This window comes from Nakamurella sp. GG22 (genome assembly GCF_052976845.2).
In genome coordinates this window covers 85,973-111,607 of record NZ_JBRIIO020000008.1, presented here as the reverse complement: position 1 = coordinate 111,607, position 25,635 = coordinate 85,973, and the positions used below count along the sequence as shown (strand labels likewise).

General features: G+C 69.0%; 20 protein-coding genes. 12 read left to right on the top strand and 8 right to left on the bottom strand.

Annotation, left to right across the window (positions count from 1 at the left end):
* Positions 1-28: 28 nt before the first annotated feature.
* From ACVBEQ_RS11080 to ACVBEQ_RS11070, 3 genes are all read left to right on the top strand, one after another.
* Positions 29-1,288 (top strand): bifunctional glycosyltransferase family 2/GtrA family protein, encoded by a 1,260-nt coding sequence (locus ACVBEQ_RS11080; RefSeq protein ID WP_447153184.1) that lies wholly within the window; start codon positions 29-31, stop codon positions 1,286-1,288.
* Between the two features lie 53 nt (positions 1,289-1,341).
* Positions 1,342-3,537, top strand: a complete 2,196-nt coding sequence (locus ACVBEQ_RS11075) for an ArnT family glycosyltransferase (protein WP_447153183.1) — start codon at positions 1,342-1,344, stop codon at positions 3,535-3,537.
* Between the two features lie 73 nt (positions 3,538-3,610).
* Positions 3,611-4,378, top strand: coding sequence for a MerR family transcriptional regulator (locus ACVBEQ_RS11070; protein ID WP_447153182.1), 768 nt, complete (start codon positions 3,611-3,613; stop codon positions 4,376-4,378).
* 92 nt (positions 4,379-4,470) lie between these two features.
* Here ACVBEQ_RS11070 and ACVBEQ_RS11065 read toward each other — a convergent pair whose 3' ends face one another.
* The 3 genes from ACVBEQ_RS11065 to ACVBEQ_RS11055 form a co-directional block, all read right to left on the bottom strand.
* Positions 4,471-5,697, bottom strand: coding sequence for a polysaccharide deacetylase family protein (locus ACVBEQ_RS11065; RefSeq protein ID WP_447153181.1), 1,227 nt, complete (start codon positions 5,695-5,697; stop codon positions 4,471-4,473).
* Between the two features lie 210 nt (positions 5,698-5,907).
* Positions 5,908-6,792 carry a neutral zinc metallopeptidase gene (locus ACVBEQ_RS11060; protein WP_447153180.1) on the bottom strand — a complete coding sequence of 295 codons (885 nt, stop codon included), beginning with the start codon at positions 6,790-6,792 and terminating at the stop codon, positions 5,908-5,910.
* Positions 6,793-6,891: 99 nt separating this feature from the next.
* Positions 6,892-8,421 (bottom strand): long-chain-fatty-acid--CoA ligase, encoded by a 1,530-nt coding sequence (locus ACVBEQ_RS11055; protein WP_447153179.1) that lies wholly within the window; start codon positions 8,419-8,421, stop codon positions 6,892-6,894.
* Positions 8,422-8,649: 228 nt separating this feature from the next.
* Here ACVBEQ_RS11055 and ACVBEQ_RS11050 point away from each other — a divergent pair, with 228 nt between their 5' ends.
* Positions 8,650-10,038, top strand: coding sequence for a citrate synthase (locus ACVBEQ_RS11050; protein WP_447153178.1), 1,389 nt, complete (start codon positions 8,650-8,652; stop codon positions 10,036-10,038).
* Positions 10,039-10,071: 33 nt separating this feature from the next.
* Positions 10,072-11,502 (top strand): cryptochrome/photolyase family protein, encoded by a 1,431-nt coding sequence (locus ACVBEQ_RS11045; protein WP_447153177.1) that lies wholly within the window; start codon positions 10,072-10,074, stop codon positions 11,500-11,502.
* A gap of 24 nt (positions 11,503-11,526) precedes the next feature.
* Here the strand turns inward: ACVBEQ_RS11045 and ACVBEQ_RS11040 are convergent, their stop codons facing one another.
* From ACVBEQ_RS11040 to pdxH, 4 genes are all read right to left on the bottom strand, one after another.
* On the bottom strand, positions 11,527-12,456 hold the full coding sequence (locus ACVBEQ_RS11040) for an aldose 1-epimerase family protein (protein WP_447153176.1): 930 nt from the start codon (positions 12,454-12,456) through the stop codon (positions 11,527-11,529).
* On the bottom strand, positions 12,453-13,040 hold the full coding sequence (locus ACVBEQ_RS11035) for a hypothetical protein (RefSeq protein ID WP_447153175.1): 588 nt from the start codon (positions 13,038-13,040) through the stop codon (positions 12,453-12,455). Before ACVBEQ_RS11035 ends, ACVBEQ_RS11040 begins: the two co-directional genes overlap by 4 nt.
* A gap of 120 nt (positions 13,041-13,160) precedes the next feature.
* Positions 13,161-14,441, bottom strand: coding sequence for an MFS transporter (locus tag ACVBEQ_RS11030; RefSeq protein WP_447153266.1), 1,281 nt, complete (start codon positions 14,439-14,441; stop codon positions 13,161-13,163).
* A 58-nt stretch (positions 14,442-14,499) separates the two neighbouring features.
* On the bottom strand, positions 14,500-15,150 hold the full coding sequence (gene pdxH, locus ACVBEQ_RS11025; RefSeq protein WP_447153265.1) for a pyridoxamine 5'-phosphate oxidase: 651 nt from the start codon (positions 15,148-15,150) through the stop codon (positions 14,500-14,502).
* Positions 15,151-15,600: 450 nt separating this feature from the next.
* Here pdxH and ACVBEQ_RS11020 point away from each other — a divergent pair, with 450 nt between their 5' ends.
* The 7 genes from ACVBEQ_RS11020 (at position 15,601) to ACVBEQ_RS10990 (ending at position 24,314) form a co-directional block, all read left to right on the top strand.
* Positions 15,601-16,713 (top strand): citrate synthase 2, encoded by a 1,113-nt coding sequence (locus ACVBEQ_RS11020; RefSeq protein WP_447153174.1) that lies wholly within the window; start codon positions 15,601-15,603, stop codon positions 16,711-16,713.
* Between the two features lie 474 nt (positions 16,714-17,187).
* The gene (serC, locus tag ACVBEQ_RS11015; RefSeq protein ID WP_447153173.1) at positions 17,188-18,315 is read left to right on the top strand and encodes a phosphoserine transaminase; all 1,128 of its coding nucleotides are present in this window, start codon (positions 17,188-17,190) and stop codon (positions 18,313-18,315) included.
* 129 nt (positions 18,316-18,444) lie between these two features.
* Positions 18,445-19,410, top strand: coding sequence for a septation protein SepH (sepH, locus tag ACVBEQ_RS11010; RefSeq protein ID WP_447153172.1), 966 nt, complete (start codon positions 18,445-18,447; stop codon positions 19,408-19,410).
* 435 nt (positions 19,411-19,845) lie between these two features.
* Positions 19,846-20,964, top strand: coding sequence for a galactose-1-phosphate uridylyltransferase (gene galT, locus ACVBEQ_RS11005; protein ID WP_447153171.1), 1,119 nt, complete (start codon positions 19,846-19,848; stop codon positions 20,962-20,964).
* Positions 20,961-21,947, top strand: coding sequence for a UDP-glucose 4-epimerase GalE (galE, locus tag ACVBEQ_RS11000; protein ID WP_447153170.1), 987 nt, complete (start codon positions 20,961-20,963; stop codon positions 21,945-21,947). The genes galT and galE overlap by 4 nt, the downstream gene beginning before the upstream one ends.
* Positions 21,944-23,092: a galactokinase gene (gene galK, locus ACVBEQ_RS10995; protein WP_447153169.1), complete on the top strand. Its 1,149-nt coding sequence runs from the start codon at positions 21,944-21,946 to the stop codon at positions 23,090-23,092. Before galE ends, galK begins: the two co-directional genes overlap by 4 nt.
* A 61-nt stretch (positions 23,093-23,153) precedes the next feature.
* On the top strand, positions 23,154-24,314 hold the full coding sequence (locus ACVBEQ_RS10990) for an ROK family protein (RefSeq protein ID WP_447153168.1): 1,161 nt from the start codon (positions 23,154-23,156) through the stop codon (positions 24,312-24,314).
* On the opposite strand, the gene ACVBEQ_RS10985 is transcribed toward ACVBEQ_RS10990, so the two are convergent.
* A complete protein-coding gene (locus ACVBEQ_RS10985) occupies positions 24,265-25,566 on the bottom strand; it encodes a glycosyltransferase 87 family protein (RefSeq protein WP_447153167.1) in 1,302 nt (433 codons plus the stop codon). The genes ACVBEQ_RS10990 and ACVBEQ_RS10985 overlap by 50 nt on opposite strands.
* Positions 25,567-25,635: the final 69 nt, after the last annotated feature.

Genomic DNA, 25,635 nt, shown 5'->3' with positions numbered 1-25,635 from the left:
CACAGTCCCGTGGCGCAGCGTGCTGATCATGAGCGCGCACACCCTGACCGATGGCACTTCCGGTGCATCGCCCGACGGACTCCTGCCCGGGAGCCGGCCGACAACGGTTGCCCTGGACGTAGCGATCCCCGTCCACAACGAGGAGAAGGACCTTCGCCCGGCGGTGCTGCGGCTGCACGAGTACCTGTCCGCGGAGTTGCCGTTCAGTTTCCGGATCACCATCGCCGACAACGCCTCCACCGACGGCACGGCCGCGATCGCCGATCAGCTCGCCGTCGAGATGCCCACGGTGCGCAGCATCCATCTGACCGAAAAGGGCCGGGGGCGGGCCCTCAAGCACGTCTGGACCGACTCCGACGCAGGGGTTCTCGCGTACATGGACGTCGACCTGTCCACCGATCTGGCCGCCCTGCTGCCGCTCGTCGCCCCGCTGATCAGCGGCCACTCGGATCTGGCCATCGGCACCCGACTGCATCGCGGATCCAGGGTGGTCCGCGGGCCTAAACGCGAGTTCATCTCGCGCTGCTACAACCTGATCCTGCGTGGCACACTGGCCGCCCGGTTCTCGGACGCCCAATGCGGATTCAAGGCAATCCGCGGACCTGTTGCCGCGCAACTGCTGCCGCTCGTCGAGGACACCGGGTGGTTCTTCGACACCGAACTGCTGATCCTGGCCGAACGCAGTGATCTGCGTATCCACGAGGTTCCGGTGGACTGGGTCGACGACCCTGATTCCAGGGTCGACATCGTCAGCACCGCACGGCAGGATCTGCTCGGCGTCGCGCGGGTGGCCAGGGCCCTCGCGACCGGTTCGCTGCCACTGACCCAGGTCCGGCGCCAGCTGGGCAGGGCACCCTTGGATGCCGAGACACCCGGGGTCCCAACGGGAATGACCCGGCAGGTGGTCAGATTCGCGGCCATCGGCGTGCTGAGCACGCTGGCGTACCTCGTGCTCTACCTGATGCTGCGCTCGTTCGCCGGCGCGCAGGTGGCCAACCTCCTCGCCCTGGCGTTGACGGCGATCGGCAACACCGCCGCCAACCGTCGCGTCACATTCGGCATCAGGGGCCGGGCCGGTGCCGTGCGACATCAGTTCCAGGGCTTCGGAATCTTCCTGTTGGGCCTGGCCATCACCAGCGGATCGCTTGCGCTGCTCCACCTTTCCGATCCGGACCCCGGCAGCCTGCTGGAGATCGGGGTCCTCGTCGCGGCCAACCTGGTCGCCACCACGGTGAGGTTCCTCCTGCTGCGGGGCTGGGTCTTCCGGCGCGCTGCGGTCGCCCGATGAACAGCACCCACTCCCCCGCCATGACGCCACCAGCTACCGAAGGAACGATCTCGATGAACGAAGTGCTGACCGATCCCGCCCTGCCGGCGACCGCCCCCGCCCCGGCGGCTTCCGCTGCCCCGCCGCCGATCCCGCCGGGCCCGCCGACTCCCCGGACTTCCGGCGGCGGGACGCCGACCAGCAGGTGGCGACGGATCGTGTTCGGTCCGCCGGACGAGCCCAGGTGGGCCCGACCCGCCCTGTGGGCACTGCTGGCGGGCACCGCCGTGCTCTACCTCTGGAACCTGTCGGCCTCCGGGTACGCCAACGAGTACTACGCCGCTGCCGTCAAGGCCGGTACCGAATCGTGGAAGGCCTGGCTTTTCGGCTCCCTGGACTCCGGGAATGCGATCACCGTCGACAAACCGCCCGGTTCGCTGTGGGTGATGGTGCTCTTCACCCGCGTCCTCGGCTTCTCTTCCTTCGCGATGCTGCTGCCGCAGGCCTTGATGGGCGTCGGCACGGTGGCCGTGCTGTACGCAACGGTCAAACGGTGGTCCGGGCCCGCCGCGGGACTCGTGGCCGGTGCGCTCCTGGCCCTGACACCCGTTGCAGCGCTGATGTTCCGGTTCAACAATCCGGATGCGCTGCTCGTCCTGCTGCTGACCGTGGCCGCCTACTGTGTCGTGCGGGCCATCGAGGCACCAGCCGGCCGCACAGCACTGCGCTGGCTGCTGCTGGCCGGTGCTGCCGTGGGTTTCGCCTTCCTGACAAAGATGATGCAAGGCCTGTTGGTGCTCCCGGCGTTCGGCGTCGCGTACCTGGTCGCCGGCCGTTCCGGCCTGTGGACCAGGATCTGGCATCTGCTCGCCGCGGCGGGGGCCGTGGTCGTGTCGGCCGGGTGGTACGTGGCGCTGGTCGCGATCTGGCCGGCCGACGCCCGCCCGTACATCGGGGGCAGTGAGACGAACTCGCTGTGGGAACTGGCGATCGGCTACAACGGCCTGGGCCGGATCTTCGGCAACTCGGGCGGTGGCCCTGCAGGCGGTGCTGCTCCCGGCGATGCCGTTCCCGCGGGTGCCGCAGGCGGCGCCGGAACCGTCGGCGCAATGGGCGGCAACAGCGGCTTCGGCGGGTCGACCGGCATCGGCCGGATGTTCGGCTCGGCGTTCGGCACGGAGATCTCGTGGTTGATCCCAGCGGCTCTGATCGGTCTTGTCGCCGGGCTCTGGTTCACCCGCCGGTTCCCGCGGACCGACCGCATCCGGGCGTCCCTCATCCTGTGGGGCGGGACGCTGCTGGTCACCGCCGGCGTGTTCTCGTTCATGGAGGGCACCATCCACCCCTACTACGCGGTCGCCCTGGCACCGGCGATCGCAGCAGTCGTGGCGAGCTCCGGACGGGAACTCTGGCGTGCCCGCGGCTCGGTGTTCGGCCGCGCGGTGCTGGCGGCGATGATCGCCGCCACCGGTATCTGGTCGTTCGTCCTGCTCGGTCGCGATCCGGAATGGCTGCCGTGGCTGCGCTGGCTCGTCCTGGTCGGATCCCTCATCGGTGCCGGACTGCTGGTGGCGTCGTTCGCCCGGCTTCGCCGGCTGGCCGTCATCGGACTCCTCGTCGGGTCGCTGACCGCGGTCAGCGGCACTGCCGCCTACACCGTCGGGACGGCGGCGACCCCGCACTCGGGTTCGATCCCCACATCCGGTCCGAGCGGCTCTGCGATGGGCGGCATGGGTGGCTTCGGCGGCGGCCGTGGAACCGGACAATTCCCGGGCGGCAGTGAGCTGCCCGAGGACCTCACACTGCCGAACGGTGGCCAGCTGCCGGACGGAACACAGCTGCCCTCCGGAACGCAGCTGCCCTCCGGAACCCAGTTGCCGGCCGGAACACAGTTGCCGGCCGGGATGCCGGGCGGCGGCGCGACCACCGTCAGCAGCGATCTGGTCGCCCTGCTCGAGGCCACGGACAGCCGGTGGGCGGCGGCCACCACCGGCGCGCAGTCGGCTGCCGGGCTCATCCTCGGTACCGATCGGGCGATCATGGCGATCGGCGGTTTCACCGGCAGCGACCCCTCACCCACGCTGCAGCAGTTCCAGCAGTACGTCGCCGACGGGGACATCGGCTATTTCATCAGCGGCGGATTCGGCGGCGGCCCGGGCGGACCGGGCTCGGGTTCCGGCTCGGATATCGCATCCTGGGTCGAGGCCAATTTCACCGCGACCACGGTCGGCGGGATGACGGTCTACGACCTCACTCCTGAAACGTCTTGACCCTGACGTAACGTCAGGCTGCATTCTCGTGATGTCCGGCCAACCGGTCCGGACATCCAACCAGGGAGCAGGCATGAGTTATTCGGTCGGGCAGGTCGCCGACCTGGCAGGTGTGACGGTCCGGACGTTGCACCATTACGGCCAGATCGGGCTGCTGGAGCCGGAGGATCGCAGCGGAGCCGGTTACCGGCGCTATTCCGACGGTGATCTGCAACGGCTGCAGCACATCCTGTTCTACCGCGAACTCGGCTTCTCCCTGGATGACATCGCGACCATTCTCAGCGATCCCGGCGCAGACGCGTCCGCGCATCTCGCGCGGCAGCGTGAGTTGCTCAACAACCGGATCAGCAGGCTGCAGTCGATGGTCTCGGCGGTCGAGAGAGAAATGGAGGCATTCACCATGGGTATCCAGCTGACGCCCGAAGAGAAATTCGAGATCTTCGGGCCCACCTACAGCGAGGACTACGAGAAGGAGGCGGAGCAGCGTTGGGGTGACACGGACGCCTGGGCCCAATCCCAGGCGCGGACCGCCACCTTCAGCAAGCAGCAGTGGATCGAGATCAAGCAGGCCGGTGACGACCTCAACCGCAGGTTGGCGGAGGCGATGACCTCCGGTGCAGCGGCCGACAGCGAGCAGGCCATGGCGCTGGCCGAGGAACACCGGGCATCGATCCAGAGGTTCTACGACTGCGGTTACCCGATGCACCGCGGACTGGGCGAGATGTACGTCGCCGACGAACGTTTCGCCAAGACCTACAACGACGTGGCGCCGGGGCTCGCCGGCTGGCTGCGGGATGCGATCAACGCGAACGCCGACCGGGCAGAAGCCGCACAGGGCTGACGCGATGACGCCGGGCACGGGTGATGTTCGATTCGAAGCATCACCCGTACCCGGCGGCGATCAACAACAGATACCGACCGTCAGGCGTCAGGTCAGGGCGCGACACCCGCGACCGCGGGCTGTGCCTGGAGTGCGGCCAGCACCTCGGGATCCTGCATCTCCATCCAGGCGATGACGTCCTGGTAGGTGGCGCAGTAGGTGTCCGGCTGGCCGCACTTCTCCTTCATGAAATCCATGGCCGGCGGGTTGAAGGAGTCGCCATTCCACTTGTTGAAGTGATTGGCGATCAGGACGGGCGCCCGGTTCCCGTTGTACGCCTGGTCGTACATGAAGTCGTAGGTGCTCTTGACGATGCCGCGCAATTCCGGTGCTGTCTCCGGCTCGTCCTGGCCCTGGTTGAACTTGAACCAGAAGTTGTAATCCATCGCCATCGTCGTGCTGTCGAAGCCAGGCGAGTAGACGGTGGGCATCCAGAATTCCCAGATGCCGTCGACCTTCTCCGGCCAGGCAATGCCGGAGTACGGCGCCGGCATCGACGAGTCGTAGGTCATGCCGAACTTCTTCCACGCGGGCGTCAGGACCTCCAGCGAACCGGTGAGGCACGGGGTGCGCCCGCCCTTGATCGACTCCACGGGCACCTTCAGGTCAGGCGCGTCGGTGTAGCCGTTTAGCGTCTTCCAGTCCTTCATGAACGTGAAGAACTGGTCGAGTTCGTCGGTCCAATCGGCGGTGCTCCACTGGTTGCCGCCCGGCAGGTTGTCATCGCAGAAATGGCCGTTGTAATGGGTGCCGATCTCGTGGCCCTTGGAGTACGCGAGGTTGAGATCGTTGACCTCGGTGACGATCTCTTCTTCCGGGCCGCCGTAACCGATCGAGGCCTTGCCCGGTGCGTGGCCCGGTCCGATGTAGACGCCGGCGTCCTTGGCCGGGTCACCGAGCAGGTAGATGCCGGACAGGAATCCGGTGAACCGTGAGTTGGTCGGCTCGGCGGCGGCCATGAACTCGTTCCACCGCTGGTGCGAGCCCGCACCGTCGAAGGAGAAGATGATGAACTGCGGTGCCTTGTCCCCGGGCGCCAGTTTCGTCATCGGGACATTGGTCGGCGGCCGGTCGCCGGCCGGGACATCCACCGGCGACTCCGTCGCAGCGGCGGTGTCACGGCCGAAGGTATCGGTGGGCGTGCCCGCTGCGGTCGAGGTCTGCGTCACGGTGAGTGGCGATGAGCTCGCGGCGTCGGTCTGATTGCCCTGATAGATCAGGACCCCGGTGACCACGGCCAGGACCACCACCAGTCCGGTGACCAGGTATCGGGCTCGCATGCGTTTCCTCGTTTCGTTCGTTTCGCGTCCTGCGTGCAGCCGTCAGGACGTACCGACGTCAGGACGTACCGACCGTCCCGCAGGTTGCCGACCGATGTCGGAAGTCGCCCGATCGCCAGGGTGCCAGAACCCGTACCGCAGGTCCGGCAGGTCAGCGCTGTGTCGCCGGGCGGAGATGCGTCCTCGGCGTCGGGTGGGTCTTGTCGGGTGTCAGGCCGGCTCGAAGCAGGCGGGCACGCCGCCGTTGCGGCCCTTGGTGAACCACTCGACCCGCTGGAAGGGGTCACCGTGATCGGACGCCATCGTCCAGGGCATCTGGTCGGCGAGCGTGGTCAGCGACCCGATCAGCTCCTGGTCGTCACCGGGCTCCAGTTTCAGCGTCTTGTCCGCCACGGCTCCGTACATCGCAGCGGCACCGAGGCAGTCGGCCTGCAACTCCTCGGCGGTCGCGACCAGGTTGTCCTCGAGGCGGGCCTGGATCGCGTGCCCCCACTCGTGCGCCACCACCAGGTACACCCACGAATCACCGATCAGGTCGGCGCCGTTCACCAGCAGGCTGGCGTCCCAGGCGACGTAGTCCTCCGACACGCAGTAGAACGCGTTGTACGACTCGAGCGGCTCGCCGTCACAGGTCGGCGCGTTCTCCTCGTCGGTGCCGTCGTACAGGCCCACCACCGTCGGTGGCTGGTACTCGCCGGTGTAGTAGTCGGTCCAGTGCTTGGCCCAGAAACCGTCGACGACCTGCTGTGCGGCATCCAGGTCATCTGCCAGTTCTTCGATGGTCACGCCGCTGGCGAGCGTTCCGTCGGTGCTCGCGGCGGTGTCGTCGGTCTCGGTGGCGTCGGTCTCGGTGGCCGAGGTGTCCGGAGCAGTGGAGTCCGGCCCAGTGGAGTCCGGGACCGAGACATCGGACGCGACCGGGGTATCAGTCGTGACCGGCGTGGACGTGGCCGTGCTGGACGGGGTGGTCCCGGCCGACGTAGAGGTGGCTGCGACCGCGGCGGTTCCTACCGCCGGGGTGCCGCTGACGCCTGACGCGCAGCCGCCGGCCAGCAGAAGGACAGCGGCAATGGCACACACGGTGGTTCTTCTCATGGCAAGGCCTCCCCAGACCGCTAACTGTGCGTGACCACCGCCGCGGCGTCAAGCACAAATCGGACACACTCGGCGGAGCGGCCGGTTGCGCCGGTCGGGTCAGAGTTCCTTGACCAACTGGCGCTTCAGCACCTTCCCGGACGGGCCGAGCGGCAACGCCTCGAAGAACTCGACGCGGCGGGGGTACTTGTGGCGTCCGAGCCGGTCCTTCGACCACTCGATCAGGGTCTCGGCATCCAGCTCACCACCCTCCGGTGAGCGCACCACGACCGCGCAGATCTCCTCGCCATGGTGGCTGTCCGGCACGGCGACGACCGCGACCTGAGCGACGCCGGGGTGGCCGGCCAGCACCTCCTCGACCTCGCGGGGATAGACGTTGAACCCGCCGCGGATGATGAGGTCCTTCTTGCGGTCGACGATGGACAGGAACCCGTCCTCGTCCATCACCCCGAGGTCACCCGATCGGAACCAGCCGTCCACCAGCACCGCCGCGGTCGCCTGCGGATTGTTCAGGTAGCCGGCGAAGATGTTGTGCCCGCGCAGCACCACCTCTCCCACCTCGCCCTGCGGGAGCAGCTCGATCCGGTCCTCGATCTCGGCCGCGGCGATCGCTGCGTCGGTACCCCAGACGGCCCGACCGACCGTGCCCGCCTTCCGCCCGAAGACCGGCTGGTTGAACGTCGCGACCGGTGAGGTCTCGCTCAACCCGTAACCCTCGTAGATGTCGGCGCCGAAGACCTCGGCCACCGTGTCGATGATCGCGACCGGCAGGCTGGCACCGCCGGACACGGCGATCCGCAGGACCGGCCTGCGGTCATCCTCGCGCGCCGCGGCGAGCAGGCCGATGTACATCGTGGGCACCCCCATGAACACGTTGACCTGCTCTGCCACGATCAGATCAAGGGCGGCCGCACCGTCGAACCGGGGCAGCAGCACGAGGGTGGACCCGGCGAAGAAGCCCGCGTTCATCGCACACGTCTGGCCGAAGGAATGGAAGAGCGGCAGGCAACCGAGGATGACGTCGTCCATCGTGAGCATCACCACCGAGGTGGCCGTCACGATGGCGTTCATCGTCATGTTGAGCTGGGTGAGCACCGCACCCTTGGGCGCCCCGGTGGTCCCCGATGTGTAGAGGATGACCGCTTCATCGTCCGGCTTGCGCTCGACGTAGGCGGCGATCGGCTCGACATCTGCGGCCAGCTGATCCAGCCGGGGGGCCTCCCGGCCCTCGGCGTCGTCGCCCATCACGGCCATCAGCGGCACGCCCGCCTGCTCGGCGGCCGGGATCGCCTGAGCCAGCAACGGTGCCGCGGCGATCAGCATCTTCGCCTGCGAATCGGTCAGCACGAAGCCGATCTCCCTGGCGACGAGCAGTGCGTGCACCGGGACGACGACGGCACCGAGCGACAGGATGGCGTAGTACGCGCGCGGAAAGTCCGGGACGTTCGGCATCAGCAGCGCGACCCTGTCACCTGGACCGATGCCCGCATCCCGCAGCACCCGGGCGTACCGCCGGGTCTGCTCCCAGAGCGTCGCGTACGTCGTGCGCTGCTGCCCGATCACGATGGCGTCCCGATCCGGGTGCCGTGTCGCCGATTCGGCCAGGATGGCGGCCAGGGTCAGGCTCATCGTCGATGCCTTCCGTCGGTGGTGTGCGCAGGTTACGTCGCGCCCCGGCACCTCGCAGGCTGTGCGATGGGCCACCGGCGACCCGGGCGCCGACCCTCCCGCGGCTCGAGCGGTTAGCTGGGGCCAGTAACCTCGGATGTCATCGGCGCCATTCCGCAGCCCCCGCCGGGATCTCTCCTGAGGGGCGTGCCGGCAGTCGCCGCGAGACACATGGAAGGCGAGCCCCTTATGCCCGAGGTCACCGACACCGCCGCGACGTCAGATGTTGAGACGAGCAAACCCGACGCGGTGTCCGACGGCGCTACGCCGGCCGTCACCGAACAATCGGACGAGACGCCGACCGCGTCGATGCGCTTCGGCGACCAGGAACTCGAACTCAAGGTCATCCCGGCCACCGAGGGCTCGCCGGGAATGGACATCTCCAAGCTGCTGACGACGTTCGGCGCGATCACGCTCGACCCCGGGTTCACCAACACCGGCTCGACCACGTCGGCGGTCACATACATCGACGGTGATGCAGGGATCCTGCGCTACCGCGGCTACCCGATCGAGCAGCTGGCGCAGAACTCGAACTTCCTGGAAACCAGTTATCTGCTCATCCACGGCGAACTGCCCAGCACCGACGAGCTCAGCGCCTTCGTGCAGCGGATCAGCCGGCACACCATGCTGCACGAGGACCTGAAGCGTTTCTTCGACGGCTTCCCCCGCGACGCCCACCCGATGCCGGTGCTGTCCAGTGCGGTCAGCGCGCTGTCGACCTTCTACCAGGACGCGCTCGACCCGTTCAATCCCGCTCAGGTCGAGCTCTCGACGATCCGCCTGCTCGCGAAGCTGCCGACGATCGCCGCCTACGCGTACAAGAAGTCCGTCGGCCAGCCGCTGCTGTACCCGGACAACTCGCTCGGACTGGTCGAGAATTTCCTGCGGATGTCGTTCGGGTTCCCGGCCGAGCCGTATGTGGTCAATCCCAAACTGGTCAAGGCGCTCGACCAGCTGCTCATCCTGCACGCCGATCACGAGCAGAACTGCTCGACGTCGACGGTGCGGCTGGTCGGTTCCTCGAACGCCAACCTGTTCGCCTCCGTGTCGGCCGGAATCAACGCACTCTTCGGGCCACTGCACGGCGGCGCCAACCAGGCCGTGCTGGAGATGCTGGAGAAGATGCGGAGCGAGGGCGGCGGTGTCGACTCGTTCGTCAAGCGGGTCAAGAACAAGGAACCGGGCGTCAAACTGATGGGCTTCGGCCACCGGGTCTACAAGAACTACGACCCGCGCGCCGCCCTGGTCAAGGCCACCGCCGACGAGGTACTGGCCGACCTCGGCGCCAACGACGAACTCCTCGACCTGGCCAAGCAACTCGAAGAGGTCGCCCTCTCCGACGACTACTTCATCTCCCGGAAGCTCTACCCGAACGTCGACTTCTACACCGGCCTGATCTACAAGGCGATGGGCTTCCCGACCCGGATGTTCACCGTGCTGTTCGCCCTCGGCCGGCTGCCCGGCTGGATCGCCCAGTGGCGCGAGATGATCAATGACCCGGCCACCAAGATCGGCCGGCCCCGGCAGGTCTACACCGGGTATGCGGCGCGCGACTATGTGGACCTCGGCGGACGCTGACCGACCGTCGGGGGGCGCAGGCATGATCGGAGCATGACGCCACCCACTGTGCTGTGGTTCCGCCGCGATCTGCGGTTGGCCGACCATCCCGCGCTGCTCGAGGCCCTTTCCGACACTCGTGACGTATTGGGTGTTTTCGTCGCGGACGACACTGTGCTGACGCCGTCCGGTGCACCGCGCCGGGCATTCCTGGCGGGTTGCCTGGAGACGTTGTCGGCCTCGCTGGACGGCCGGCTGCTGATCACCCACGGGCGCCCGTCCGCGGTGATACCCGAGGTCGCGGCGGCCGTCGGCGCCTCGGCCGTGCACATCTCGGCCGACTACGGGCCGTACGGCAGGCGACGCGACGCGAAGGTCGAGAAGGCGCTGGCCGAAAGGGACGTGCAGCTGGTGGCGACCGGCTCGCCCTACGCCGTGGCGCCGGGCCGGGTCCGCAAGCCCGACGGCAGCCCGTACGCGGTGTTCACCCCGTATTTCCGGGGGTGGACCGCGCACGGCTGGCGTCGCCGAGCACAGCCGGCCGGGTCGGTCGACTGGCTGGACCCGGCAGCGGCGGGCGGCGTGCCGCGGCTGACCCCGGCGGATATCGGCGCCCCGGTCGGCTCGGCCACCATGCTCCCCGAGCCGGGTGCGGCGGCGGCCCAACAGACCTGGCGGGATTTCCTGCAGCACAACGCATCCCGCGCGGATCGGCCGTCGGAGCCGACCGGGAAGTACGGCATCGACAGCTATCAGGATCAACGGGACAGGCCCGATCACCCTGGCACCAGCCGGATGTCGCCGTACCTCAAATGGGGCTGCATCCACCCACGGACGATGCTCGCCGACCTCGCCGAGCGTGGTGGGGCCGGCGCCGCCGCGTACCGGCGCGAACTCGCCTGGCGGGAGTTCTACGCCGACGTCGTGTTCCACCGGCCGGCATCGCTGTGGACCTCCATCGACCCCGTCGTCGACGTCCTGTGCGGCGACACCGGTCCGGTGGCCGACGAGCGACTGGCCGCCTGGAAGAAAGGACGCACCGGGTACCCGTACATCGACGCCGGAATGCGGCAGCTGATCGCCGAGGGCTGGGTGCACAACCGGGTACGGATGGGCGTCGCGTCGTTCCTGGTCAAGGATCTGCACCTGCCGTGGCAGCTCGGGGCGGCGTACTTCCTGGAGCACCTGGTCGACGGCGACTACGCCTCCAACAACCACGGCTGGCAATGGGTGGCCGGCTCGGGGCCGCAGGCCGCTGCTTTTTACCGGATCTTCAACCCGGTCGGACAGGGAGAGAAGTTCGACCCGAACGGCGATTACGTCCGCCGCTTCGTGCCGGAACTGCGGGACATCCCGGGAAAGGCGGTGCACAAACCCTGGGAGCTGCCTTCCGGCGCGGCTCCCGACTACCCGAAGCCGATCGTCGACCACGCCGCCGAGCGGGCGGAGACGTTGCGCCGTTGGGAGTCCCGCCCGCGGGGTTGACCTGCCGTCCCCGTCAGACGGGTGTCAGAACCCGGTCGGTCGCAGACCCCATGACGCGCTCCACGCCTCGCCCGGCTCGAGCCAGAGCAGCCCGTCACCGCTGTTGAACGCGTTGGCGGGACAGGTCATCGGTTCGATCGCAATGGCCCGGCGCGGATCCGGTGCGCCCGCGCCGGGGAAGTTCGGCGGCGAGTACACCTGTGCCCAGCCGAAGACCGCGTCGGCCCACAGCACCAGGCCGGTGCCGTCCGGCGCGGCGAGCCGGTGCTCGACCCGGCCGTCGGCAACGTCCAGGCCGGTGAGCGCCACGTCCAGGTCGAGCTCCGCGAGGCTCGCGCCGGCCCGCAGGTCGTTCGGTGTGCCGTCGACGGGCTCGAGGCCGATCGGGATGAGATGGTCGTCGGTCCGGAGGTAGCTGTCGCCGGACACCGTGATGGTGAGGTCGGTGACCGGGTGCCGTCCGACCCGGAGATAGGGATGCGCGCCCACTCCGAACGGTGCCGCGGCCGTGCCGGCGTTCGTCAGCCCGTGGGTCACCGTCAGGCCGTGATCGTCGACGGCGTACGTCACTTCGGTGTCGAGGGTGAAGGGGTATCCGTGCTGCGGGTAGATCGTGGCGCCGAGGGTGACGCTCGAGTCCTGCTGGTCCAGTGCGCGGTAGGCGGTGTTCCGCAGCAGGCCGTGACTGGCGGCGTTGTGCCCGACGTCGGTGATGTCCAACTGCTGCTGGGCACCGCGAAGCGTCCACGTTCCCCCGGCGATCCGGTTCGGCCACGGCACCAGCACGATTCCGCAGCCCATGGGTGGCAGCGAGCCGTCGTCCCAGGTTTCGGTGAACGGTACGTCGCCGACGCTGAATTCGCGAAGGACGGCTGCGACCTCGCCGACCCTCGCGGTGACCGGCCCGCTGCTGATCGCGAATTGCCGGCCGCTGACCGGCCGGGGCGCCGTCATCGGGGACTCCCGGCTGATTGGCCGGCCGCCCGGGACAGCGCCCGTCCGAACTGGAGCAGTCTTTCCATCTGGGCCAATCCCCCGTCGGTCACGGATTTGGAGAAGCGATAGGTCTCGACATGGTGCACGGCTCGGGTCTCGTTGGCAGCGGCCAGTTCGGTGATCGACCGCTCCGGCGTCTGCGTCGAGAGATAGAGGATCACCGCGTTCATCGTCCTCGATCCGTCGGGTTCCCGGCGAAACCGGTTGCGCAGCCCCTGATCAACGATCGCCGAGAGCGGGATGGTGCGGATCGACGAGGAGAACATCTGCCGTCCCGGATGGTCGTCATCGACCTCGTCGTCGCCGTGCCAGAGAACCAGCCGCTGCCCGTCGGTGACCGCGACCTCCTGCCACAGCGACTCGCCCCACGACTGCTGGGAGGCGACCCGCTCGCAGGTGAAGGCGACGACGCTTGCCGGATCGAGCACGCCGCCGAGGGCCTCGAGCGCCGCATCCGCATCCCTGACATAGGCCCTGACTGCATCGTCGAGGCGCGGGTACGGCGCCCAGTCCTGCGGCACGTGCCCTCGCTGGTCGGACATGGATCGGGCCTCCTGGTCGGCTGCGGCCTCGGCGCACCGAACAGCCCTCGCGGTGATTGTGCCGGAACCGAGCGGCGGAGGGCGCCAACCGGGTGGCTGACTGCGCCAGGCGGTGGCGGGTCACCCCGTCGGTGAGTGCACCCGGGTGTCGTATCGCCACAGCGATCGGCCCAGCAAGGCGGCCAGCAGGGTGAGCACGATCGTCGCGACCCCGCCGGCGATGACGGCGAACGAGGTCGACGTCGCATCGGCCACCACCCCATGCACCAGGTCGGCCAGGCGCGGCCCGCCGGCCACCACGACGGTGAACACACCCTGCATCCGCCCGCGCATCTGATCGGTGGCATTCACCTGCAGGATCGTCGATCGGTACACGGCGCTGACCAGGTCGGCCCAACCGCCGATGGCCAGGTACAGCACCGCGAGCCACAGCACCGAGGTGGTGCCGAACAGTGCCATCGACAGCCCCCAGATCAGGATCGCCGCGATGATCGCGATGCCCTGCCGGTAGACCCGGTGGATCCAGCCGCCGGTCAGGCCGCCTATCAGCGACCCGACCGCGAGCCCGGCATTGAGCAGTCCGAGAGCCAGGCCGCCACCGGGCGGACCGCCGAAGGTCTCCTGCGCCATCTGCGGGAACAGGGCGCGCGGCATGCCGCAGACCATCGCGATGATGTCGACGACGAACGTCATCAGCAGCAGGGGTTTGAGCCGCAGGTAGGCGATGCCGTCGAGCACCTTCGCCCGTCCCCGGTGCTCGCCCAACGGCGGGATCGGCGGCAGCTTGACGACGGCGTAGAGGATCGCCACCAGGGTGAGCGCATCGAGAAAGTAGAGCCATGGCAGCCCGACCACCGGGATCAGCAGCCCGACCAGCAGTGGGCCGACGATCACGCCCAGGCTGAACACCGTCATGCCCAGGGCGTTGGCCGCCGGCACCATGTCCGCCGGCACGATTCGCGGGATGATCGCGCTGCGGGTCGGCTGGTTGACGGCGAAGAAGCCCTGCTGGACCGCCAGCAGGATCAGCACCACCCAGACCGACTCCGCCTGTGACAACGCCGCGAGCCAGAGGCCGATGCTCGTCGCCGCGATGCCGACGGACGTGATCATCAGCAGCTTGCGGCGGTCGTAGGTGTCGGCGATGGCGCCGCCGAGCAGCCCGAAGGCCACCAGCGGGACCAGCGCGACGAGCGAGGCGATCCCGACCCAGGCCGAACTCTGGGTGATGTCGAAGATCTGCTGCTGGACGGCGACCGTGGTCAGCATCGCGCCGATGACGGTCGTCACCTGGCCGAGGAACAGCCGGCGGTAGGCCGGGATGCTCAGCGGTCGGGTGTCCGGTCCGATCCGGCGCAGCCGGGAGCGGGAATCACCGGCTGGTTCAGCAGCCGGAGCCACTCCGTCCGCAACCGGCTCGTCAGACTCCGACCCGTGCGAACCCGCCGTCACCGCACTGTCACGGAGCGAGCCGTTCGACGACCCAACCGCCGGCACCGTCGGATCGGTATCGCAGCCGGTCGTGCAGCCGGCCGACGCGGCCCTGCCAGAACTCGACAGTCTCGGGCTGGATCCGCCACCCACCCCAGAACGGCGGGAGCGGGATGTCCGCCGCGGCCGTCGACGCCGGGTCGTCCTCGTCCCCGAAGCGCTCGTACGCCTTGGCCCGCAAGTGTTCCAGCGCGGCGCGATCACGCAGCACGGTGGACTGCGGGCTGGCCCATGCCCCGATCCGCGAGCCGCGCGGCCGGGTGGCCCAGTACTGCTCCGCGGTCTCGTCGGAGACCCTGACCGCCGGTCCGCGGAAATGCACCTGCCGCTGCAGGGCGATCCACGGGAAGGTCGCCGCGGCGCGCGGATTGGCCTGCAGGTCACGGCTCTTGTCGGAGCTGAGGTTGGTGTAGAAGACGATGCCCGTCTCGTCCAGGCCCTTGCAGAGCACCGTCCTGGTGGCGACGTCCCCGGTGGGCGACGCCGTCGCCACCACCATCGCGTTCGGTTCCCGGATACCGCTGTCCACAGCCTCGGCGAGCCAGACCTTGAACTGCGAGAGCCAGTCGGGCGCCAGGTCGGACTCCGAGAGTCCGGCCAGCGAGTAGCTCTCCCGCATGGCGGCGAGATCCGGACCCGAATCCTGCCCGGCTTGGCTGACGGCCACGTGCGTTCCCTTCCACGACCCCGGTCCGCTCGCCGGTGGGCAGGGACCGGAGAAAACGCTACGCCGGGCTCAACGGTCGGTCGGCGGGACGGTGCGTCCGAGCCGGGCGGCGATCACCCGGCCGGCTCCCCCGGACGGGTGCAGGCGGTCGACTCGGAGGGTGATCTCCGCTGGTCACAGGGCCTTTCGGGTTGCTTCCACGTGATGGATAACACGCCGCTCCCGCTGGCCACCGGGTCAAAGTAAAGGCATTGTGATCTCACGGCTTGAAAGCGGGCCGGTCGTTGTACGCCTCAACCAGGCACGGCCACCCGGTCGTCCGGCCGATGTCGCTCCCTGTCGACGCCTGCGCTCGCCGGCGTTGCCCCTGCAGTCGGCACTCCTCAATGTGGAGGTACGTCAATGACGACCAACGGAACCAAGTTCGTTTCCGGCCTGGAAGGCGTCGTCGCCTTTCACACCGGCATCGCCGAGCCCGACAAGGACGGCGGCTCACTGCGGTACCGCGGCGTCGACATCGACGATCTGGTCGGCACTGTCGGCTTCGACGACGTCTGGGCGCTGCTGGTCGACGACGCGTTCGGCGCGCGACTGCCGATCGAGACGGCACCCCCTGCCTTCCTCTCCGGCGATGTCCGGGTCGACGTCCAGGCATCGCTGCCGCTGCTCGCACCCGCCCGCGGGTTCGGTCCGCTGCTCGACATCACGGACGAGCAGGCCCGCGACCACCTGGCCCAGACCACCTCGGCGGTGCTGTCCTACGCGGCGCATTCCGCCCGCGGTAACCGGCCTGCCGTCTCTGCATCCCGCCTGGCCGAGTGCTCCAGCATCGTCGAGCGGTTCATGACCACCTGGCTGGGTGATCCGAGCCCGGAGCAGGTCAAGGCCATCGACGCCTACTGGGTCTCGGCCGCCGAGCACGGGATGAACGCGTCCACCTTCACCGGTCGGGTGGTGGCCTCCACCGGCGCCGATGTGCCGGCCTGCGTCACCGGTGCGATCAGTTCGATGTCCGGGCCGCTGCACGGCGGCGCGCCCGCCCGGGTGCTGCCGATGGTGCAGGCCGTCGAAACCTCCGGCGATCCGGACGGCCTGGTCAACGGGATCCTCGACCGCAAGGAACGGCTGATGGGCTTCGGCCATCGGGTGTACCGCGCCGAGGATCCGCGCGCGAGAGTCCTGCGCCGCACCTGTCGGGAGCTCAACGCACCGCGTTACGAAGCCGCCGCCGCACTCGAGCAGGCCGCCCTGCGGATTCTGCGTGAACGCCGGCACGACCGCGCCATCGAGACCAACGTGGAGTTCTGGGCCGCGGTGATCCTGGACTTCGCCGGTGTCCCCGCGGCGATGATGCCCGCGATGTTCACCTGCGCCCGGACCGCCGGGTGGAGTGCGCACATCCTGGAACAGAAGAAGCTGGGCAAGCTGGTGCGCCCGTCCGCGATCTACACCGGGCACGAGCCCCGCAAGCCGGAGCTGGTCGACGGGTTCGACCACCTGGTCGCCGCTGTCTGAGTCACCCGCAAGCCCGGCCGGGGTCTGTGCTGACGGTCGGTTCTGCGTCCAGCGCCACACCCGCAGGGACAACCGCTGCCGCACAACGTTGCAGACCCTGCACACGTGGCACTGGATCCGGCCGAGCCCGTTCTAGATCGCTTCCGGCCGACGACCCGCTCCTGGGATGTCCTGACCGCGGGGTGTGCCGACCCAGCAGGTGCTCCCGCGTCCAGTGCCACACCCGCAGGCGCACAACGTTGCAGACCCTGCACCTGTGGCACTGGACCCGCCGGCAGCCTCCTCGCGGCGAATCGGACAGGCAAGCGTGACCAGCACCACCGATCCCGTCGCTGCCCGGACCCCGGAGCGGCTTCGGCCGTACCGGCCGCGGTGGCAAGATTGGCCCGGACCGGAGATCGGGCCGCCCGCCTGCTTCCGGCACCGCCGCGGCAATGGCCCGTGGCGTCCGCCCTGTGAGGAGAACGCGCCGTCATGGCCGATGGAACCACTCTGACCCTGCCCCCCGCGATGCTGCCCAGCGACGGCCGATTCGGTTGCGGACCGTCCAAGGTCCGCCCGGAGGCGCTCGCCGCGCTGGCCGGTTCTGGTTCGTCGGTGATGGGCACGTCGCACCGACAGGCGCCGGTGAAGACGCTGGTCAAGCGGGTCAGGGAAGGTCTCGACTCGCTCTTCGGTCTGCCCGACGGCTACCAGGTCATCCTCGGCAACGGGGGGACCACGGCGTTCTGGGATGCGGCCGCGCTCGGCCTGGTCCGGAACCGGGCCCAGCACCTCACCTTCGGGGAGTTCTCCGCGAAGTTCGCCACCGTCACCCGCAAGGCCCCGTTCCTGGCCGATCCGCAGGTGCTGTCCGCCGATCCCGGCGATGCGCCGGACGCCGAGGCGGCTGACGACGTCGACGTGTACGCCTGGGCGCACAACGAAACCTCCACCGGTGTCGCCCTGCCGGTCAGCCGGCCCGCGGGTGCCACCGACGACCAGTTGGTGCTCATCGACGCGACCTCCGGAGCGGGCGGGCTGCCGCTCGACCCGACGCAGGCCGACGTCTACTACTTCGCGCCGCAGAAGGTGTTCGGTTCGGACGGCGGCCTGTGGATCGCGCTCGCCTCGCCGGCTGCGCTGGCCCGGATCGGCGAGATCGCCGCGACCGACCGGTGGATCCCCGAGTTCCTGTCCATCGCCACCGCGCTGGACAACAGCACGAAGGATCAGACGCTCAACACACCGGCCGTGGCGACGCTGTTCCTGCTGGCCGACCAGATCGACTGGATCCTCGGGAACGGTGGCCTGGACTGGGCGACCAAGCGGACCGCCGACTCCTCGGGCCGGCTGTACGACTGGGCCGAGGGCAGCGAGTTCGCCACCCCGTTCGTCCGGCGCCCGGAACTGCGTTCGCAGGTGGTCGGCACCATCGACTTCGCCGACTCGGTGGACGCCGCCGCGGTCGCGAAGGCGTTGCGCGCCAATGGAATCGTCGACACCGAGCCCTACCGCAAGCTGGGTCGCAACCAGCTGCGGATCGGAATGTTCCCGGCGGTCGAGCCGGATGACGTGAGCGCGCTCATCAGCTGCATCGACTACGTGGTCGAGCGCCTCTGACCGGAGGTTCTGCCGGGCCGGCCGGGGTGATTCGCGAACCGCTCGGCGAGTGGCGGCGCGCCTGGACATCGGCGGCCCGGCACCGCGATAGCGTCGGGTTCGGTGTTCTGAGATCCGGGAGGAGAACCCATGCGCGCGTTGCGGGTCCTAGGGCTGGCCGAGGACGGCGAGAACCTGGTGTGCGAGGACGGCGCATCGGGTGAGCTGTTCACGCTGCCTGCCGATGAGCGGCTGCGTGCCGCCACCCGCGGCGACCTGAGCCGGCTGGGTCAGTTGGAGATCGAACTCGAGCCGCAGCTGCGGCCGCGGGAGATCCAGGCCCGCATCCGGTCAGGTAGTTCGATCGCCGAGGTCGCGGCCGCGGCGAACACCAGCATCGGGAGGATCGAGCGGTACGCCTATCCCGTCATGCTCGAGCGTTCGACGATGGCGGAGAAGGCCCGCGGTTCGTTCCCGATGATCGACGGCAACCCGGCGCGGAAGACGCTGGAGGAACTGGTGATGTCGACCCTGGGCGCACGCGGCCAGGACAGCGCCGTCACCTGGGATGCCTACCGTGACGCCGACGGGTGGGTCGTCGCCGTTCGCTGGCAGGCCGGCCGCAGCGAGAACTCCGCGGTGTGGGACATCCACGCCGGCCCACGGACCCCCACCCTGCGGGCGCGGGACGACGCCGCGCGCGACCTGATCGAACCCGAGAACCGGCCGCTGCGCACCATTCCCGAGATGCCGGGCGCGGATGTCTTCCACCGCCTACCCGACCCGGCACTGCCGATCGAGCCGCTGACCAACGCACAGGGCGCCGAGGCCCCCGGTTCAGCCGCACCGTCCCCCACCCCCCGTCGCTCTGCCGCCCCGACCGGCTCGCACCACCCGGCCGGCACCCGTCGCACGTTGGCGGATCGGGTGGAGCAGGAGACCGTGGAGCGGACCGTCCTCGACGAGCGGTCCGGCATGCCGCAACCGACGCGCAAGGAAGCCGCGCGCACCGGCACCGAGCACGCGACCGCCCGCGGACAACGCAAGGGACAGCGCCCCGTCATGCCCGGCTGGGAAGACGTGCTGCTGGGCGGCGGACAGACGCCGAACGTCTGACGCACTCCGGCTGACCTGGTTCGTGCTGGGTCGCGGCTCGACGCTCGCTGCTTTTCTGGGCGCTGTCACTGGACGCTCCCTGTTTTCTTGGTCCGTCACCCGGCGCTCACTGTCTTCTTGGGCGCTCGCATCCGGCCGCGAAGTGCCCACACCTGGGTGTCGGATCGCCCGGTCCCGGCGCTCGACCTACTCGCGGACCGTCGACAGCCACCTCAGCAGGGACTTTCTCGCCTCCGAGGTCGTTTTTCCCTGTTCAAACGACACTCGAATGAGCAAACCCTGTCAACCACCGGTCGGGGTGAGGTGCGGGATGCGCGGTGCCGCCGGTATCCAACACTTTCAAACATGATCCACCACCTTTCACGTTCGAACTTGTTGACTCCTTGAACCGGGGACGCCATACTGGAGTCACCACTTCCGACCCTCAGGAGCACTGTGACGTCGACGCCAACCCGATCCGCCGGCGGGCGGATCACCCGCACCTCGACCACGATGGCCGACGGGCGGGAACTCATCTACTTCGATGAAACCCCCGATGCCGAGAGGATTCTCGTCGACGACCGGGACCTGCCCGCGGTCGTCCCGGGATCAGAGGTGCGGTTCGACGCACTGTCCGGCGAATGGGTCGGGATCGCGGGGCACCGGCAGACCCGGATCTACCACCCGCCGGCGAATGCCTGCCCGCTCTGCCCGTCGACGCCCGAGAACGCCAGCGAGATCCCCTCCCCCGACTACGACGTCGTGGTGTTCGAGAACCGCTTCCCGTCCTTCGCCGGCGCCGGGCCCATCGCGGCCGACGGCGGGCTGTTCGACACCAGGGCGGGCAACGGCCGATGCGAGGTCGTGTGCTTCACCTCCGACCACAACACGACGCTGTCCAGCCTCCCGGTGTCCCGGATGCGGACCGTCATCGAGGCGTGGGCGGACCGGACCGCGGCGCTGTCCGCCCAGCCGGGCGTGGAGCAGGTGTTCTGTTTCGAGAACCGGGGCGTCGAGATCGGCGTCACGCTGGCGCATCCGCACGGTCAGATCTACGGCTACCCGTTCGTCACCCCGAAGACCGCCGCGGCCATCCGCTCCGCGCGCGCCTACCGGGAATCGACGGGCGGAAATCTGTTCGAGGACCTGCTGAACGGCGAACTGGCGGACGGTTCCCGCATCGTCAGCCAGAACGACTCCTGGGTGGCGTTCGTACCGTTCGCGGCCCGCTGGCCCGTCGAGGTCCACCTCTATCCGCGCCGGCAGGTCAGGGACCTTCCCGCGCTGGACGAGAAGGAGCGCGCGGACCTGGCCGAGCTCTACCTCGACGTCATCCGCCGGATGGAAGGGGTCTTCGAGGACACCCTGCCGGCCATCACCGGAGTGCACCAGGCACCCGTCCACGCAGAGCTGGAAGACTTCCGGCTGCATCTCGAGGTCTTCACCATCCGGCGGGCCGTCGGGAAGCTGAAGTACCTCGCCGGTTCGGAATCAGCGATGGGAGCATTCGTGAACGACATCACCCCGGAAACCGCCGCGGCCCGGCTGCGCGACGTGGCGACGGTGGCCCGATGAAGGCGCTGGTGGTCGGCGGCGCCGGCTACATCGGCTCGGTCGTCACCCGGCAGTTGCTGGCCGAGGGCAACGAGGTGGTCGTACTCGACGACTGCTCCACCGGACACGCCGACTCCGTGCCGCCCGAGGCGGAGCTGGTGCAGCGTGACATAGCGGAGGCCGCAACAGTTCTCAGTCGCGGCGGGTTCGATGCGGTGCTGCACTTCGCGGCCAAGTCGCTGGTCGGCGAGTCGGTCGAGAAGCCGTCGCTGTACTGGCGGACCAACGTCTGCGGAACGCGGGCACTGCTGGATGCGATCGCGGAGAACCGGGTGCCGACATTGGTCTTCTCCTCCACGGCGGCCACCTACGGCGAGCCGGACACGGTGCCGATCACCGAGGACGCCGCGACCCGGCCGACGAACACCTACGGCGCCACCAAGCTCGCCGTCGACATGATGATCACCGGCGAGTGCGCGGCCACCGATCTCGCCGCGGTGTCCCTGCGGTACTTCAACGTCTCGGGCGCCGCCTTCGGCGCCGGTGAGCGGCACGGCACCGAGACACATCTAATCCCGATCGCACTGGACGCAGTGGCCGGCCGGCGTCCGGCGCTGACCATCTACGGCGACGACTGGCCGACCCCCGACGGCACCCCCATCCGGGATTACGTCCACGTCAAGGACCTGGCCCGCGCACACGTTCTCGCACTGTCCGCGGCGACGTCGGGCGAGCACCTGATCTGCAACCTCGGAAGCGGCAGCGGATTCAGCGTGCGCGACGTGCTGGCCACCATCGAAGAGGTCACCGGTCGCCCGGTGCCCGTCTCCGTCGGCCCGCGGCGCGCCGGTGACCCGACCCGGCTGGTGGCATCCGGCGAGCGGGCCGCGCAGCGCCTCGACTGGACACCGGAACTCACCTTGGCCGACATGGTCGCGGACGCCTGGGAGTTCGCCGGCGGCGACCGGACGGGATCCGCGACGGGCATCGGCGGCGCACGATGAGCGCCGCAGACCTGTTCCGCGCCACCTTCTCCCGCGAACCCGACGCGCTGTTCTCGGCGCCCGGGCGGGTCAACCTGATCGGCGAGCACACCGACTACAGCGGCGGACTCGTGCTGCCCTTCGCCATCGACGCACGGGCCCACCTGGCCGCCGCCGCCAACCAGGACGGCACCATCCGGGTCACCTCGGCGCAACGTCCCGGCGAGGTCGTCACCGTTGCGGTGCAGGATCTCTCGCCGGATTCCGCGGTCGCGAAATCCTGGGCGGGCTACCTGTTGGGCGCCATCTGGACGCTCCGCAGGGCAGGCCATCAGATCGGCGGATTCGATCTCGCGCTGGACTCCCAGGTGCCCTCGGGTGCCGGGCTGTCGTCGTCAGCGGCCATCGAGAGCGTCACGGCGCTCACCGCGTCGGCACTGTCTGGAGTGGACCTGGACGTCATGCAGATCGCCGGCCTCGCACAAGCCGCCGAGAACGACTTCGTCGGGGTTCCGTGCGGCCCGATGGACCAGACCGCATCGTCGGCCGGCCTGAAGGGGTCGGTCCTGCTGTTCGACACCAGGGCCGGCACCGTCGAGCACATCCCGTTCGACCCCGCTGCGCACGGGCTCGAGGTGTTGGTGATCGACACCAGGGTCGCGCACTCGCTGGCCGACGGGGAGTACGGCCGCCGGCGCGAGTCGTGCGAGAAGGCCGCCGACATCCTCGGTGTCCGTTGGCTGCGTGACGTCACGATCGACGACCTGCCGGCAGCGCTGGACCGGTTGGGCGACGAGGTGCTGCAGCGCCGGGTGCGCCACGTCGTCACCGAGAACGACCGGGTTGCCAGGACCGTCGAGAAGTTGCGGGCCGACAACCTGCCGGCCATCGGCCCGCTGCTCACCGCATCGCACCGATCGCTGCGCGACGACTACGAGGTGTCCAGCGAGGAACTGGATGTCGCGGTGGAGTTGGCGCTGGCGGCCGGTGCGATCGGCGCCCGGATGACCGGCGGCGGTTTCGGCGGATCGGCGATCGCGCTGGTCCCGACCGACCGTGTCGACGCCGTGACGACGGCCGTCACAGACGCCTTCGCGGACCGCGGCTTCACCGCGCCGGTGGCGCGGTTGGTCCGTCCAGCACAGGGCGCCCGCCGGGACCAGTGACCGGCGGTTCACCGGACCGCAGAGGAGTTGCAGGCAGATCCACCCGGATATACTTTCGTGCATGCACAAAGTCGGCTCGCCGTTCCCGGCGTTGTCGCAGGCATCGCGATCGGTCCTGGTGGATCTGCTGGTGCACGGCCCGGCGTCCCGCGCCGACCTCGCCAGAAGGTCGGGACTGTCGCCGGCCAGCCTGACCAGGATCACCCGGTCGCTGGTCGACGCCCGGCTGGTGAGCGAGTCCGACACGACCTCACCGCAGCGGACCGGCCGGCCCTCCCAGCCGATGGACGTCAACGTCGACCAGGCCCATCTGATCGGCATCAAACTCTCCGCCGGGCAGCTCGACTCGGTGACCACAGATCTTCGGGGCAGGCTGCTGACCGAACGCACCGTTGCGCTGACCGGCTCCGATCCACAGACCGTGGTCGACACCATCGCCACGGTGATCGACGACGCCGCACGTGATGACGACACCATTTGCGCGGTGGGCGTCAGCCTGGCCGGGCCGGTCTCGCCGCGGGCCGAGATCATCCACACCTCACCCTTTCTCGAGTGGACCGATGTGCCGCTGGTCGCGATGATCCGCGAGCGCACCGGGCTCCCCGCGGTGGTCGAGAACGACGTCCGGGCGCTGACCGCGGCCGAGCACTGGTTCGGCGCCGCCGCCGGCTGCAGCGATTTCGTGCTCGTCACGATCGGGGTCGGCGTCGGCTGCGGCATCGTCGTGGACGACCGCCTGATCGACGGCGCGAACGGCGGAAGCGGGCAGGTCGGGCACCTGCCCGTCACACCATGGGGGGCGCTGTGCGAACGCGGACACCGGGGCTGCGTGCGGTCCTACCTGTCCTCCACCGCGATCGTCGGCGCGGTCTCCGCCGCGACCGGCCGGCAGGTCAGCTATGACGAAGTGCTGCAGATGGCCAGGGACGGTTCCCCGGTTGCCCGCACCGTCGTCGAGGAAGCCGGACAGGCGCTGGGCACCCTGATCGGCACGATTGCCACCGTGACCGCACCGGCGAAGGTCATCGTGTCCGGCGAGGGCGTCGCGCTCGCGGCGATGGCGCTCGACACCACCCGCGAGCGCGCACGCGAGGTGCAGCATTGGACGCTGCCCGACGTCCCGATCGAGATCGCGCCGTTCACGTTCACCGAGTGGGCGCGTGGGGCAGCCGTCATTGCACTGCGGAATCAACTGGACGTCGCGGTCCGGCCGGACGCCTGAGCAGGCTCCCGTCCCGCAACATCACGTCCACGAACACCAACCCGGTGGCGATGACGGCGAGGAACTCGGCGAACGAGACCAAGGGCAGCGCAACGACTGTCCGCTGCCACAGGAACGGCGCGTAGCTGAGCAGAGAGCACGCCGACACCACGGCGGCGACGACCCAGTACCGGCGCACGTAGAACGCTGTGACGATGGTCAGCACATCGGCGAGGTAGAAGTACCGCTCGTGCATCTCCGGCAGGACGAACGGTACGGCGAGCGCGAGAGTCGTTGCCAGCGCGACCATCTGCGGTCCGGACAGCGGGCGCCTGCGCAGCAGAGCGGCGGTCGCGATCGCAGCGACGACGACAGCGGCGGCGCCCAGGCCGAGATACTTCCAGACCTCAGCGTTGCCCGAGGTGACCCACTGGAAGATCGTCGGTGCGTTCTGTGTCAGGCTGCTGGTCGTCCCGGCGCCGCCCCCGACCTGTGCGAACCGCGCGCCGCCGCTGAACGCATCGACCCCGCCGCCGGATCCCCCCGAATCGACCTGATTCGGGTAGATCATCAGCAGACTGCCCCAGCCCCGGCCGGTGAGCGCCGCCGGGATCAGCAACACCAGGAAGGTCACGGGCACGGCGAGCAACGCGAGGACGCGGCGCCGGTTGACGATCAGGACGATGATCAGAACGGGCAGGAAGAAGATCGCCTGCAACTTGAACGACAGTGCGATACCGAAAAAGACGCAGGCCCACCATGGCTTGCCGCGCAGCAGGAAGTACAGGCACCCCACACAGAATGCCGCGTAGATGGAGTCACACTGGCCCCACGCCGCGCTGTTGACGACGACGGTGGGTGCGAACAGCACGGCCGCGAAGCAGGAGAGCCAGACGACCGGGCTCGGCAGGTGATGCCGGACGACCAACGCCGCGAAGGCAGCCAACACAACGTCGAAGATCACCGAGATCAGTTTGATGGCAACAATTTTGGGCAACGGCAGGTAGGTCGCGGCAGCCAGCAGGTACAGATACGGCGGGTTGTAGTTGGCGATGTCCGTGCCCACGGCGGCGAAACCACCGTTCGCTGCCAGCTCGTCGTACCAGGGTCCGACGAACGCCCGGTAGTCGCCGCTCACCTGGTCGACGAAGAGGAAGCGCAGGACGAGCGCCGCGAGCACGATCAACGCGACCGTCAGCGGCACCGCCGGTCGGATCCGCGAACGCTCCCCGGGCAGACGGCCGCTGGTGGTGCGCGCAACCAGCACGGACACCCCCTGCGCTCCTGAGAATGGTCGGCGACGGAGAATTCCGACGCCGACCTGGAGCATCGCGAGTCGAGC